The organism is Gardnerella sp. DNF01195, from assembly GCF_049244175.1.
Classification (GTDB): Bacteria; Actinomycetota; Actinomycetes; order Actinomycetales; family Bifidobacteriaceae; genus Bifidobacterium; species Bifidobacterium leopoldii.
In genome coordinates this window covers 586894-600747 of record NZ_CP058383.1, presented here as the reverse complement: position 1 = coordinate 600747, position 13854 = coordinate 586894, and the positions used below count along the sequence as shown (strand labels likewise).

General features: G+C 43.4%; 10 protein-coding genes and 1 riboswitch. Of the genes, 4 read left to right on the top strand and 6 right to left on the bottom strand.

Annotated elements, in window-relative coordinates:
* Nucleotides 1-42: 42 nt before the first annotated feature.
* The 5 genes from HXT43_RS02130 to HXT43_RS02110 form a co-directional block, all read right to left on the bottom strand.
* Nucleotides 43-1473 carry an HRDC domain-containing protein gene (locus HXT43_RS02130; RefSeq protein WP_117008742.1) on the bottom strand — a complete coding sequence of 477 codons (1431 nt, stop codon included), beginning with the start codon at nucleotides 1471-1473 and terminating at the stop codon, nucleotides 43-45.
* A gap of 183 nt (nucleotides 1474-1656) precedes the next feature.
* Complete coding sequence (locus HXT43_RS02125) at nucleotides 1657-2028, bottom strand: hypothetical protein (RefSeq protein ID WP_004119085.1); 372 nt, start codon at nucleotides 2026-2028, stop codon at nucleotides 1657-1659.
* Between the two features lie 104 nt (nucleotides 2029-2132).
* On the bottom strand, nucleotides 2133-3014 hold the full coding sequence (pflA, locus tag HXT43_RS02120) for a pyruvate formate-lyase-activating protein (protein ID WP_004106335.1): 882 nt from the start codon (nucleotides 3012-3014) through the stop codon (nucleotides 2133-2135).
* Between the two features lie 110 nt (nucleotides 3015-3124).
* A complete protein-coding gene (gene pflB / locus HXT43_RS02115; RefSeq protein ID WP_004106337.1) occupies nucleotides 3125-5500 on the bottom strand; it encodes a formate C-acetyltransferase in 2376 nt (791 codons plus the stop codon).
* Nucleotides 5501-5617: 117 nt separating this feature from the next.
* Nucleotides 5618-7315, bottom strand: a complete 1698-nt coding sequence (locus HXT43_RS02110; protein WP_410294736.1) for an NAD+ synthase — start codon at nucleotides 7313-7315, stop codon at nucleotides 5618-5620.
* Nucleotides 7316-7536: 221 nt separating this feature from the next.
* On the opposite strand from HXT43_RS02110, the gene HXT43_RS02105 reads away from it, so the two are divergent.
* The 4 genes from HXT43_RS02105 (at nucleotide 7537) to thiC (ending at nucleotide 12908) form a co-directional block, all read left to right on the top strand.
* Entirely contained in the window at nucleotides 7537-8370 is an 834-nt protein-coding gene (locus HXT43_RS02105; RefSeq protein WP_004106340.1) for a MetQ/NlpA family ABC transporter substrate-binding protein, read from the top strand.
* A gap of 205 nt (nucleotides 8371-8575) precedes the next feature.
* The gene (locus tag HXT43_RS02100) at nucleotides 8576-9400 is read left to right on the top strand and encodes a methionine ABC transporter ATP-binding protein (RefSeq protein ID WP_004106342.1); all 825 of its coding nucleotides are present in this window, start codon (nucleotides 8576-8578) and stop codon (nucleotides 9398-9400) included.
* A 2-nt stretch (nucleotides 9401-9402) separates the two neighbouring features.
* Nucleotides 9403-10083 carry a methionine ABC transporter permease gene (locus HXT43_RS02095; protein WP_004106344.1) on the top strand — a complete coding sequence of 227 codons (681 nt, stop codon included), beginning with the start codon at nucleotides 9403-9405 and terminating at the stop codon, nucleotides 10081-10083.
* Between the two features lie 64 nt (nucleotides 10084-10147).
* Nucleotides 10148-10253, top strand: a riboswitch (TPP riboswitch).
* Entirely contained in the window at nucleotides 10251-12908 is a 2658-nt protein-coding gene (gene thiC / locus HXT43_RS02090; RefSeq protein ID WP_004119078.1) for a phosphomethylpyrimidine synthase ThiC, read from the top strand. It overlaps the preceding riboswitch by 3 nt.
* A gap of 311 nt (nucleotides 12909-13219) precedes the next feature.
* Here thiC and HXT43_RS02085 read toward each other — a convergent pair whose 3' ends face one another.
* Nucleotides 13220-13756, bottom strand: a complete 537-nt coding sequence (locus tag HXT43_RS02085) for a peptidylprolyl isomerase (protein WP_116971074.1) — start codon at nucleotides 13754-13756, stop codon at nucleotides 13220-13222.
* Nucleotides 13757-13854 lie beyond the last annotated feature (98 nt).

Genomic DNA, 13854 nt, shown 5'->3' with positions numbered 1-13854 from the left:
TGAAATTACGTTTTTTCTAGCTTCTGCCGTATGGCACAACCGTTACATGATAGCGCGAGTTACGGACTCAGCTACCAATCGGGTTTGCCATTCGCGAGCGCCATGCTCACTTAGGAATGTTTTAACATCAATATCTTGCGCATCATCATGCCAGCAAAGATTACGAATAATCTGCGGTTTGATAATAATTTCTGCAGGAGTATGAGTGTATTCAGAAATTTGATTTAACTCAGCTTTTACTCTTTGTAAACGCTCATAACGCTTAGGGTGATGTTCTCGCCAATATTTCATAGATCTAGGAGCGCTTTGGGAATCTTGCATATCCTGTAAATACTGCGAATCTGACGAATCATGGCAATCCTGACAATCGTTAGAACCTTGTGACTCGTCAGTATCTGTTGATTTAAGTACGCTCGTTTTACGAGATTCGCGCGAATTAAGTTGAATAGCTCCATTCGGTAATACTGGATGCACATCATCCATAGCTGTTTCACCAGATTTAGCGCGCAAAATAGCATTCTCTATAACGTTTTTCCAAATAGATGGTTTAATTTTGCGCTGAATTGGAGCGTAACGCTCGAACATTTTGTCTTGCTCACTGCCAGTGTGTACTCGCACTCGCTCATTCAAAGAACGAATAGCACGAAACGCGCGCGCATTACTAGGTTTACGCTTACCAGCTTCAATAATCGCAGCGTCAGAAAGTAGAAGAGTTGGCGCAATATCATATTCACGCGCTAAAGCATCTCGCCTTTGCCACAATGCTTTCGCAATAACTAAACCAACACGATCGTGCATAAGCACACTTATATGCGATATTTTAAGCCATGGACGCGGATGCGGAGCTTTCTTTTGTGCACCCTTACTAAGTAAGTGTTTAAATTCTTCTTCCGCCCAAGAAAGTTTACCTTGCTTTTTTAGCTCACCGCGCATTACTTCTTCTAGCTCAATAAGTAATTCAACGTCTAAAGCCGCGTAATTTCGCCAATCTCTAGGAAGTGGACGATAAGACCAGTCCGCTGCGGAATGTTCTTTTGCGAGGGTCAAACCCAAATAATATTCAGTTACAGAGCTTAAACCAAAGCGCTTTCTACCAAGTAATTTAGCCGCAATCTCGGTATCGAATAAAGCACGAGGACGCAAACCAATATCGAAAAATCCTGGCAAATCTTGCATCGAATCGTGGATAATCCAAGGCGCATCTCCTACTGCCTTGTTAAATTCGTTCCAATCGGCTCCAAGTTTTGTAAGTTCTATTGGATCCAGTAACCCGATTCCTGCACCTTTGCGTTTAAACTGAATCAGCCAATCTTCATGACCATATCTAAAACCGGAAGCTCGCTCAGCATCTGCAGCTAAAGAACCGGAACCTGATGCCAACAAGCTGCAATAATCTTTATATGCTTCAAGCGTATCAATGACTTCTGGAACTCCTTCTCTAGGCTCTTTTAAAAGCTTTGGTTCCTCGTTCAAGTACGCCTCCCGATTTGCATGCTTTAGCCAAATTCTTACGTTTTTTGCAACTTATTCTGTACTTTTTGCAAAATGTTGCGCAAGATATATTTAAGCCGTGTTATAGATTATGCATCTTTTAACACGGCTTCAACTTTCGCACACAACTACGACTATTCAAAAAATAAATAATCAATTAAATAATCAATCTGTTTTATTGTTTGCTATTTCGTCATTTATGCGTTTAACAAGCTTAGTTTTAAGGAATCTAGTAAGAGTAAATGCGACTGCCGAAACTAAAACCGTTGGGATAACGTAGACAGTATGTAAACCTAAATCTCTTATTGGGAAAGTGGCAAGTTCTGTAGCAATGGTTATAGCAATAGATATTATTGGCACTTCAATAAGAAGTTTCTTATCGAAAGCCGCAACGATATTTATCGGCAACAAAATTATCGGCAAAACAATTAAAATAATAAGCGCTGTGCCAAAGCCAAACTGATCGTTACACCGTGCAAAAATAGCTAACGCTAATGCAAAAGCTAATGCAATCCAACAACCTATTCTGCGCTTCATTGCGTATCCTTTCTCTAAAAAGGGTGTTTGTGTAATTATACAAAATCCTTTAAAAAAAAACAATACAATACGCAAAAATTGCCTAAAACGCATCGAGGTTCAGTCTAGTACACAACAAAACCGTGGTCTTTGAACTGGTTTACAACTCGCTCTTTAAGTGCTCTAGAAGGTCCTTTTTGATTCTCAAGAGGGTACGGAATTCGAAGCTCATGCCACTTTGGACGACCTAGTTGATGGAAGCCAAGCACGTCAATATGCTCAACAGCATCACCAAACGAATCGCAAATCTCAGCAACTTTTTCAACATTTTCTTCGCTGTCTGTCAAACCTGGAACGAGCACAAAACGCACCCAAATCTTCTTACCAGCCTTCGCCAATCGCTGACCAAAGTCAATAGTTGGCTGAAGTAAGCCGCCAGTTACTTTTTTATACGTTTCTTCAGTTCCGGATTTAACGTCAAGAAGGCAAAGATCAATGTCTTCAATCATTTCATCCGTATAATTGCGATTCAAAAATCCGGAAGTGTCCAAGCAAGTATGAACGCCCATCTCTTTTGCAGCACGAAAAACTCTAGATACAAAAGCCGGCTGCATCATGGATTCGCCGCCAGAAAAAGTGATCCCACCGCCTGTTGCTTTAAAAAGACTTTGATAACGGTCAACTTTTTTAATCATCGCATCTAAATAGACTGGCTTTCCGTCGCGCATTTTCCAAGTATCAGGATTCTGGCAATACTGGCAGCGCAGCGGGCAGCCACTCATAAACACTGTCATACGAGTACCAGGACCATCAACAGAAGTGTTAATATCCCACGAATGCACAAATCCAATATCGCCAGTTTTAAGAGCTACAAGGCGATCTTTTCTGTCTAATCCAATTGGAGATTCAAAGCCGGAAAGTCCACCCATTAAAGTTTGGCGAGCATACTCTTTTGACTCCTTCAACATATGCTGAGTTGTGGTACGAAACGCTGTGTTTTCAGCCATCTAACTGCCCTCCAAACTATTTATAAATAAATAATAAATAATATACGCAATTAACAAAAGCCGGGAGCGAAACTAGCCTCGCTCCCGGCGGTGTTTACTAATCAACCAAATCAGTCAGTAACTGAACCCTGGTGGAATGTACGAGAAATAACGTCGAGCTGCTGCTCCTTAGTGAGCTTCACGAAGTTCACTGCATAGCCGGAAACTCGAACCGTCAAATGCGGATACTTTTCTGGGTGCTCAACAGCATCTTCAAGCTGTTCCTTACGCAACACGTTGATGTTCGCGTGGTACAAACCGTGACCGTTGCCAGCATCCAAAATGCCAACCAAGTTGCTGATGCGCTCGTCTTCGTCACGACCTAAACCATCAGGAGTAATGGTGTTCGTAAGCGAAATGCCGTCAAGAGCATCGTCGTAATCAATCTTTCCAACGGAGAACATCGAAGGAAGCATGCCGTGCGAATCCATGCCGTTTTCTGGGTTTGCGCCTGGAGCGTACGGAGTACCCTTCTTGTGACCGGATGGGAAGGAACCAGTGTTCTTGCCATACTCAACGTTAGAAGTGATAGTCAAAATGGACTGAGTTGGTACAGCATTACGGTACACAGGCAAACGCTTTACCTGACCCATAACAGTGCTCACAACCCACTTAGCTAAGTCGTCTGCACGATCGTCGTCGTTACCGTAAATTGGGAACTCGCCAACAGTCTTGTAGCCAACGATTAAGTCGTCGTCGCCACCCTCAATGTACTCGTACTCGTGGCCTTCAGTTGTCTTAGCATCCTTGTTGTAGATTGGGTAAACCTTTGCATACTTCAAAGCAGCCAAGGAATCTGCAGCAATAGACAAACCGGACATGCCGCAACCAAGCGTACGATAAACTTCCTTATCATGCAAAGCCATTTCGATGGACTCGTAAGCGTACTTATCGTGCATGTAGTGGATGATATTCAAAGCCTCAATATAGGTTTCGGAAAGCCATTCCAAAGCCTTCTCGTAGTTAGCCTTAACTTTCTCGTAGTCGAGAGTACCGTCAGCTTCTGGCTTGATTGGGTCAATAACACCCTTATCAATAACCTGCATACCGGTCATTTCATCGCGACCGCCGTTGATTGCGTAAAGCAAAGCTTTTGCAGAGTTCACGCGAGCAGCGAAGAACTGCATTTGCTTACCGACGCGCATTGGAGAAACGCAGCAAGCAATAGCAGCGTCGTCACCCCAGTGCTCACGAATGTCTTTATCGGACTCGTACTGGATTGCAGAAGTGTCGATAGAAATTCGTGCGCAGAAACGCTTATAAGCTTCTGGAAGCTTTGGATCCCAGAAAATAGTGATATTTGGCTCAGGACCAGGTCCCAAATGCTCAAGAGTCAAAGTGTTGAGCAAACGGAACGAAGTCTTGGTTACGAAAGTGCGACCGTCCTCGCTGAAGCCTGCATCGGACCAAGTTGCCCAGTAAGGATCACCAGAGAAGATTGCGTCGTAATCCTTAGTACGCAAGAAGCGCACAATACGAAGCTTCATAACAAGAGCATCAATAATTTCCTGAGCGTCGGTTTCGTTAATTAAACCTGCCTTCAAATCGCGCTCAAAGTAGCAATCAAAGAATGCAGAAACGCGACCAAAGCTCATTGCAGCGCCATCCTGGCTCTTAACAGAAGCAAGATAGCCCATGTAAGTCCACTGAACAGCTTCCTTAGCGGTCTTAGCTGGACGAGTCAAATCCAAACCGTACTCGTTACCCAAGTTAATAAGCTGCTTCAAAGCCTTAATCTGCTCGTCATGCTCTTCGCGGAAGCGAATCCAATGCTCAATTTCAGTCTCGGTAAAATCATTACGGTATGGAATCGAATCCTTGTCGCGCTTCTTGAACTCAATAAGCATGTTCACGCCGTAAAGAGCCACACGACGGTAATCGCCAATAATACGACCGCGGCCGTAAGCATCTGGCAAACCGGTCAAAATCTTGTTGTGGCGAGCAATCTTAATATTCTTGGTGTAAACGCCAAATACACCATCGTTATGAGTCTTGCGGTAGACGGTGAAGATCTTCTTGATTTGAGGATCTACTTCCTTGCCAGCTTCTTTAATAGCCTGCTCAACCATGCGCCAACCGCCGTTTGGCATCATAGCGCGCTTGCAAGGCTCATCAGTTTGCAAACCGACGATTACGTTATCTACTTCTGGGCTTTCAATGTAGCCTGCTGGCATTGCGTCAATGCCTGCTGGGATATGAGTTTCAACATCATAAACACGACGTTCACGTTCAACAGCCAAGTAGTTGTCGTCGAGATACTTCCACATGTGCTTCGTTTTTTCAGTGGCATTTGCCAAGAAGCTTTCGTCACCTTCATATGGCGTATAGTTCTTTAATATAAAGTCGCGTACGTCAATGTCTTTTTTCCAATTTCCGTCAGTAAAACCATTCCACGCTTCGGTACGAAGATCCTCTTCACTGAGAACTGGTGCATCAACTGATGTCATGTTTAGACTCCTTTTGTACCCGCAACGCATCTTCACGCTGCCCTAATAACAATGTTAAAGCATATGTAAACGCATACACGAGTAGTTTTGCAAAAAATCTAGTGAAATATATCACATTTATTCACGAAAAGCTGTGGTAACAGGCATTCTGCGATCCCTGCCAAAAGCAATAGCGCTTACTTTTGGTCCAAGCGGATACTGCCTGCGCTTCCATTCTGCGCGATCAACTAAACGCATAACCGTGTCAACAGTATGCTCGTCAAAACCATCTGCAAGCAAATCTGCTCTACCATGAGCAAGCTCAATATGAGCCTCTAAAACGCGATCGAGCAAATCGTACTCAGGTAAAGAATCAGAATCCTTTTGCCCTGGACGCAACTCTGCACTCGGAGGCTTAATAATAGAATTAACAGGAATAAGCACGCCATCTTGCGGAGCTTTCGCTTTCTGAGAATCCTCATATCCAACAATTGGCAGCATACCAATACCTACTCCAGCATTCGCAGCGCGATTCCTCCAACGAGAAAGTGCCCAAACGCGCGTCTTAAGCAAATCCTTAATAGGAGCATACCCTCCTACCGCATCGCCATAGATAGTAGAATATCCGCAAGCAAGCTCCGATTTATTACCAGTTGCGAGCGCCAAAACACCGCGCGAATTTGAATATGCCATTACGATTACGCCACGAACGCGAGCTTGCAAGTTTTCTGCAGCAACTCCTTCTAAGGAAAGTTGTGATTGGAAAGCTTTAAAAAGCGGTTCAATTGGTTGCACATCGTAGTGAGCGCCAATTCGCTCTGCTAAATCGCGCGCATCGTCTTTAGAACCGTCCGAAGAGTACATGCTTGGCATAGAAATACCATATACATTTGCTCCACCGCAAGCATCGGCAGCCATAGTAGCTACTAAAGCAGAATCAATTCCTCCAGAAAGTCCTAAGCACACACCCTTAAAACCATTCTTACGCATGTAATCTCTAAGACCTACAACACACGCACAATACACTTCTTCGTCTGCGTCAAGTTTTGAAGCAATGCTTGAAACTTTCTGCTTTTTCAGCGAGTTATCAAAATCAACAAACGACAAATCTTCAGCGAACATTGCCGAGCGTTCAAGCAAAGTTCCGTCAGAATCAACAACAAAACTTCCACCGTCAAAAACCAAATCATCTTGACCACCGACCTGGTTCACATACACAACCGGCGCATTGACTTCAACAGCGCGCTTTTGAGCCAAACTCAAACGCACATGAGTTTTACCTTCCTCATATGGAGAACCGTTCATAGTTATTAGCGCATCGATACCAAGTTTTGCCAAACGCGCAACAGGACCGCCGTCTTGCCAAATATCTTCGCAAATAGCAAAACCTAGACGTATTCCATCTACTTCCAGCAGCTCACACTTATTGCCAGAAGAGAAAATACGAAACTCGTCAAAAACACCATAATTTGGCAAGAAATGCTTGTCGTATTGCAACACAGATTTGCCTTCATGCAATACGAGAAGCCTGTTTCGAGGCTTTCCAGCAGACTCGTCAAAGCCAACAGTTCCAACTACTACGTAAAGCTCCCCCAAGCCTTCTTCTGAAAGTTTTGATGCAAGCAAGTCTGCAGCTTTTTGTGCAGCTGTGCGGAACGTGGCACGCAAGGCGAGGTCTTCAATAGGATACCCAGTCAAAGTCATCTCAGGAAATACAACCATGCGAGCACCCGACTGCTTTGCGCGCGCAGCATACTTCAAAACTTTTTCAACGTTGCTATCAATATTCCCAACGCAGGTATCTATCTGCGCTAACGCCAATCGCAAAAAACTCATACATTACAGTCTAGTAGATAGCTTCATTGCAAGTAAGCGACGTGTTGAAAAACTTATTTTTTCTCTTTCCACACTGCAAGTATGCGAATTATTAACACGTCATAAATAATACTAATAAGCAAAGTATAGAATTATTGATTTTTCTCGCCTATATTGATAATTCGTTACTCGCGAAGGGGATTTAACTTTAAACGAATTTCACCGAACAAGGAGCAGGAAATATGCGAAAAATTAAAGTTATTGCATCAATTACAGCACTGGCAGCATTAGCGACTTTCACTTTAAGTGGCTGCGGTAGCTCAAAAGCAGGAGCGAAGGATGACAAAACTATTACTGTTGCTGCTTCACCTACTCCGCATTCTGAAATCTTAAATAAGGTTGTAAAGCCAATCTTGCAAAAAGAAGGCTACAAGCTAGTAGTAAAGGAATTTACTGACTACGTGCAGCCAAATACAGCTACTGAAGAAGGCGAAGTTGACGCAAACTACTATCAGCATTTGCCTTATCTTGACAACTTCAATAAGGAAAAGGGAACTCATCTTGTTTCAGTAGGTGGAATTCATTTTGAACCATTTGGATTGTATCCAGGAAAAACCAAGACGATTAAAGCATTAGCAAATGGCGCAACTGTTGCAGTTCCAAATGATCCTACTAATGAGGCTCGCGCATTGCTTCTTTTGCAAGATGCTGGATTGATTAAGTTGAAGAATCCAAAGGATATTAACGCTACTACAAAAGATATTACTGAGAATCCTAAGAATTTGAAGTTTAAAGAACTTGAAGCGGCAACAGTTCCTACTGCCATTAAGGATGTGGATCTTGCTGCCATGAATGGCAATTACGCTATTCAAGCTGGTTTTAACCCAACTAAAGACCCACTTACTTCAGAAAAAGTTGGTGGCATTGCGGCTAAAACTTATGAAAATATTATTGTAGTAAAGAAGGGCTCTGAAAAGTTTGCAAAAATCAAAGCCTTACTCAAAGCTTTGAAGACAAGCGAAGTGCGCGACTATATTACTAAAACTTACAAAGGCGCTGTGCTTCCTGTTTTCTAAATAATACTCACAATGTAGCCACCTAATGCCGCATGTGTATGCTTCGTGTATGCTTTGCGGCATTATTTTATAAGCGTGTAATATACGTAATGTGCGTGCTAGTCAATAATCTAGTTAATGACGCTAGTTAGTAACTCTAGTTAGTAACTCTAGTTAGTAACGAAGTATATTTCACACAGAAAGCAATAATCTGTTAAGGAAAAGCATGATTCAGATCGAACATCTTCACAAAAGCTACGGCAAAGGTAGCAAAGCGAATGAAGCATTACACGACATTAATCTGACTATTGAATCGGGAGAAGTATTCGGAATCCTTGGTTCTTCTGGTGCAGGAAAGTCTTCGCTAGTTCGTTGCATGAATCTGCTTGAGCGACCAACTTCTGGCAAAATTATTATTGACGGAAATGATATTAGCGAAGTAAAAGATAAAGAACTTGCAAAAGTACGCACTAATATTGGCATGATTTTCCAGAATTTTAGCCTTTTCCAGCAACGTACAGTATTGCGAAACGTCACTTTCCCATTAGAGTTAAATCACACTGCAAAAAAGGAACGAGAAGAACGCGCAAACTACTTGCTTGACTTAGTTGGTTTAAAAGATTTTGCAAACCGCTACCCTAGCCAACTTTCAGGCGGACAGCAGCAGCGCGTAGCAATTGCACGAGCATTGGCGAATAATCCGTCGATTATGCTTTGCGACGAAGCAACAAGCGCACTGGACTCCACAACTACTGCGCAAATCCTTGATTTATTGCGCCGAATTAACCGCGAACTCAACGTAACACTTGTTATTATTACACATTCGCTGGCTGTAGCACGAAATATTTGCGACCGAGTTGCAATGATTGATGGCGGACGCATTGTGGAATTAGGTGACACGGATACGCTTTTTGCAAATCCACAAAGCGATATTTTGCGAACTCTTATTGCAGATGAAAAACAAGAAAATCATCGTGCTAAAACTACAAACACGCTTGCAAACGAGGCAACAGACGCACAAACAAACGCGCTTACCAATGAGGTGAAATAACAATGTTAGAAGCTGCTACACAATTTTTTAACGACTACGGTGACTTACTTATTGAAGGCGTGCAAGACACACTCGTAATGACATCAGTTGCAACACTTTTTGCATACCTTATTGGACTTCCAGTTGGCGTACTTCTCATTACATCAAACAAAAAAGGTATTTGCCCTAACGCGCCAATTAACGCAGTTCTAGGCTGGATTGTTAACATCGTGCGTTCTGTGCCGTTTATTATTTTATTAGTTGCAATAATTCCTTTTACTCGTCTCATAGTTGGCACTTCTTTGGGAGTTCCTGGAGCTATTGTGCCACTGGTAATTACTGCTGCACCATTCGTTGCTAGAGTAGTTGAACAATCTTTAGCCGAAGTTGACGGAAGCTTAATTGAAGCAGCACAAAGCTTTGGAGCAAGCAAATTGCAAATTGTTTGCAAAGTGTTGCTGTGGGAAGCTTTACCTTCGCTAATTCGCGGAGCTGCGCTTACATTTATTACGCTTTTTGGATTCTCCGCAATGGCTGGAACAGTTGGCGCAGGCGGACTCGGAGATATTGCAATACGATACGGATACCAGCGCTATCAATACGATGTGATGACAGTGGCTGTTATTCTTTGCATTATCCTCGTGCAGATTGTGCAAAGCTTGGGAGATTTTATTTCACGCGCAATCAATCATCACGAACGCTAAAGAATTTCGCAACATACCCACCACCAATTAAATGCACATAATCGTGTAAACTTACTGGTAATTCGACATTTTGCAGGGGTGCTTTCGAAAGAAGGCTGAGATGGTATTAATTTGCCTAACCCTTCGAACCTGTTAGTTAATACAACGTAGGGAGCAACGATTTTAGTATGACATCGAATTATCCGTACGCATCAATGCGTAATCAATTTAATCTAAGTGCCTGCTTTATTGCAGACCCACAAGCTTGTAATAATCGTCCACTTACAGATATTGTCGATGATGCTTTGCGCGCTGGAGCGACTTTTATTCGTCTTCATTGCAACAATGAAAACGCTAAAGAAATCACTACTATTGCACGCGATATTGCACAAATCATCGAAGACAATAACAAATGCGATTCTGTGACTTTTGTTATCGATGAACGTGTTGATGTCGTTTGGCAAGCTCGCAATCAAAGCATCAAAGTTGACGGAGTGCATTTAGCACAAAGCGACATGGAGCCTAGAGAGGCTCGCGCACTTCTTGGCGAAGATGCTGTAATCGGCTTATCTGTTGAAACCGAAAGTTTAGTTAAAGTAATAAACGAACTGCCAGATGGATGCATTGATTACATTTGCGTAACAGCAATGCACAATCCTGAAGAAGGATGCGAAAGCACTACTGCCGCTTACGAATTGGAAGCAAACCACACAACGCTGGACGAAGCGAAAATCAATACGATTTGTTCCGCAAGTGATTTCCCAGTTCTAGTTGGCGGAAGAACTGCGCTCGACGATATCGATACAATCGCTCACACTAAGGCTGCAGGATGGTTCGTTTCTGAAGCACTGTATTCTTCAGAAACACCAGAATCAACTATGCGTGAGTTTGTTGAACATTGGAAAGCTGTGCGAGGCGAAGAAAAGCACGGCTACGCCAAGCGAGTAATAGTTGCAGAAAATTCTGAATCAAAATCTTCAGAAACTCAAGAAAAGAAACCAACTTTTATTAACGCTAAAGAAGCAAAGGATGCTGCGAAATTAGCTAAACAACAGCGAGTTGACATTGCAGCTCGTGGTTGCACTCAGCGCGATAAAGCTCATATTCGCAAAACAACTCCAGTTCATTTTGAGTATGAATATGGTTCTTACGATTTGGAAGTTCCTTATACGGAAATTAAGCTTTCGGATACTCCTGGCGTAGGTCCTAACCCGCCTTTTAAGGATTACAATACTGAAGGTCCAAAGTGCGATCCGAAGGAAGGCTTGGCTCCGCTTCGACTTGACTGGATTCGCGACCGCGGTGACGTTGTGGAATATGAGGGTCGCAGGCGCAATCTTCAAGACGACGGCAAGCGCGCAATTAAGCGAGGCAAAGCTTCTAAAGAATGGCGTGGTCGCACGCATAAGCCAATGAAGGGCGCAGATCATCCGATTACGCAAATGTGGTACGCTCGTCACGGAATTACTACTCCGGAAATGCAATACGTTGCAACGCGCGAAAATTGCGATGTAGAGCTAGTTCGAGAAGAAATTGCAGCAGGACGCGCTGTAATTCCTTGCAATATTAACCATCCTGAAGCTGAGCCTATGATTATTGGCTCACGCTTCTTAACTAAGCTCAACGCAAACATGGGTAATTCTGCTGTTACGTCGTCTATTGACGAAGAAGTAGAAAAGCTTACGTGGGCCACGAAGTGGGGTGCGGATACCGTTATGGATCTTTCCACCGGTAACGATATTCACACAACGCGCGAATGGATTTTGCGCAACTCCCCTGTGCCAATTGGAACAGTTCCAATGTATCAGGCTTTGGAAAAAGTTGAGGATGATGCTTCTAAGCTCAGCTGGGAGCTTTTCCGCGACACTGTTATTGAGCAGTGCGAGCAGGGCGTTGACTACATGACTATTCACGCTGGCGTGCTTCTTCGCTACGTGCCGCTTACTGCAAACCGCGTAACCGGTATTGTTTCTCGTGGTGGCTCAATTATGGCTGAATGGTGCTTGCAGCATCATCAAGAGAGCTTCTTGTATACGCACTTTGAAGAATTATGCGAGATTTTCGCAAAGTACGATGTTGCATTCTCTTTGGGCGATGGTTTGCGTCCAGGTAGCTTGGCTGATGCTAACGATGCGGCTCAGCTTTCCGAGCTTATGACACTTGGCGAGCTTACAAAGATCGCTTGGAAGCATGACGTGCAGGTGATGATTGAAGGTCCTGGTCACGTGCCATTCGACACTGTGCGTATGAACATTGAGATGGAGAAGGCGATTTGCCAGAATGCTCCATTCTATACGCTTGGTCCTTTGACTACGGATACCGCACCGGGCTATGACCACATTACTTCCGCAATTGGTGGCGTGGAGATTGCACGATACGGAACTGCAATGCTTTGCTATGTGACTCCTAAGGAACATTTGGGATTGCCTAATAAGGACGACGTGAAGCAAGGCGTGATTGCGTATAAGATTGCTTGCCACGCAGCTGATCTTGCTAAGCACCATCCACATGCTATGGATCGCGACAACGCAATCAGTAAGGCTCGCTTTGAGTTCCGCTGGTTGGATCAGTTCAACTTAAGCTACGATCCGGATACCGCAATCGCCTTCCACGACGAAACACTTCCTGCAGAGCCGGCAAAAATGGCGCACTTCTGCTCGATGTGCGGACCAAAGTTCTGCTCGATGGCTATTTCGCAAAATATTCGTAAGCGTTTTGGCGGAGCAGCTCAGCAGGAGCAGCTCGTTGAAGAAGCACGCAGTCAGGCAATTGCCGATGGTATGAAAGAGATGAGCAAAAAGTTCCAAGAATCCGGCTCATCGCTGTATCAAAGCGTGAAAGCATAAAATGCAGAAGTACGGAAGCAAAAACTGAATTGCAAGTGCTTCAATAACAATACTTACAACGGATAACAATAGAAGAAGGTTGATATAAACCAAAGCGAGTTTTATAGTGAGCTATTACGCTTGCTATAAGACTCGCTTTCTTTATATTCGCATTTAGATTCTATTAATCCGACCTTTTCGTTGCACGCTTGTAAAGTTTCTGCCGCCTTACAGCAAAAATCCGACCTTTTCTGTACACAAGCGTATAGAAAATGTCGGATTAGTAATTGAGAACTGTAGTATTAAAGAATATTAAATCACATAATGTTTAATCACAAAACTTCAATAGAAATAATACCTACAGGCTCAAGAGGAGCATCAGATCGATCAGTTGCGACAGCCTCGAGCTTATCGACAACCGCCTTCGATTCATCGTCAGCAACTTCGCCGAAAATTGTATGGTGACCATCAAGCCATGGAGTTGGCACAGTTGTAATGAAGAACTGCGAACCGTTAGTGCCATGCAAACGACCGTCACGACCGCGACGCTTTCCAGCATTTGCCATAGCGAGCAAATAAGGCTTATCAAACTTCAAAGATGCGTCAATTTCATCGTCAAACTCGTATCCAGGACCGCCAGTTCCGTTACCAAGTGGGCAGCCACCCTGAATCATGAAGTCCTTAATAATGCGGTGGAAAGTTAAACCATCGTAAAATGGCTCATGCGAAGGTTTTCCACTGAATGGGTCAAGCCACTCACGCTCGCCGGTAGCTAAGCCAACAAAATTTTTGACGGTTTCAGGCGCTTTACTGTCAAACAAATTGATTTTTATATCGCCTTCAGAAGTATGCATAATAACTGTAGTCATGTGGTAATTCTCCCATATTTTCAAGACTGTTTCAATTCGTGTTAGATAAAAATATTCGCATACAAAAATGCCTCACTTTGCGTAGTAAAGAAAGACGC

Excerpts from the sequence above, each read along its gene's own strand:
- HXT43_RS02125 (WP_004119085.1), bottom strand. The coding sequence starts at position 2,028 with ATGAAGCGCAGAATAGGTTGTTGGATTGCATTAGCTTTTGCATTAGCG.
- pflA (WP_004106335.1), bottom strand. The coding sequence starts at position 3,014 with ATGGCTGAAAACACAGCGTTTCGTACCACAACTCAGCATATGTTGAAG.
- pflB (WP_004106337.1), bottom strand. The coding sequence starts at position 5,500 with ATGACATCAGTTGATGCACCAGTTCTCAGTGAAGAGGATCTTCGTACC.
- HXT43_RS02110 (WP_410294736.1), bottom strand. The coding sequence starts at position 7,315 with ATGAGTTTTTTGCGATTGGCGTTAGCGCAGATAGATACCTGCGTTGGG.
- HXT43_RS02105 (WP_004106340.1), top strand. The coding sequence starts at position 7,537 with ATGCGAAAAATTAAAGTTATTGCATCAATTACAGCACTGGCAGCATTA.
- HXT43_RS02100 (WP_004106342.1), top strand. The coding sequence starts at position 8,576 with ATGATTCAGATCGAACATCTTCACAAAAGCTACGGCAAAGGTAGCAAA.
- HXT43_RS02095 (WP_004106344.1), top strand. The coding sequence starts at position 9,403 with ATGTTAGAAGCTGCTACACAATTTTTTAACGACTACGGTGACTTACTT.
- thiC (WP_004119078.1), top strand. The coding sequence starts at position 10,251 with ATGACATCGAATTATCCGTACGCATCAATGCGTAATCAATTTAATCTA.
- HXT43_RS02085 (WP_116971074.1), bottom strand. The coding sequence starts at position 13,756 with ATGACTACAGTTATTATGCATACTTCTGAAGGCGATATAAAAATCAAT.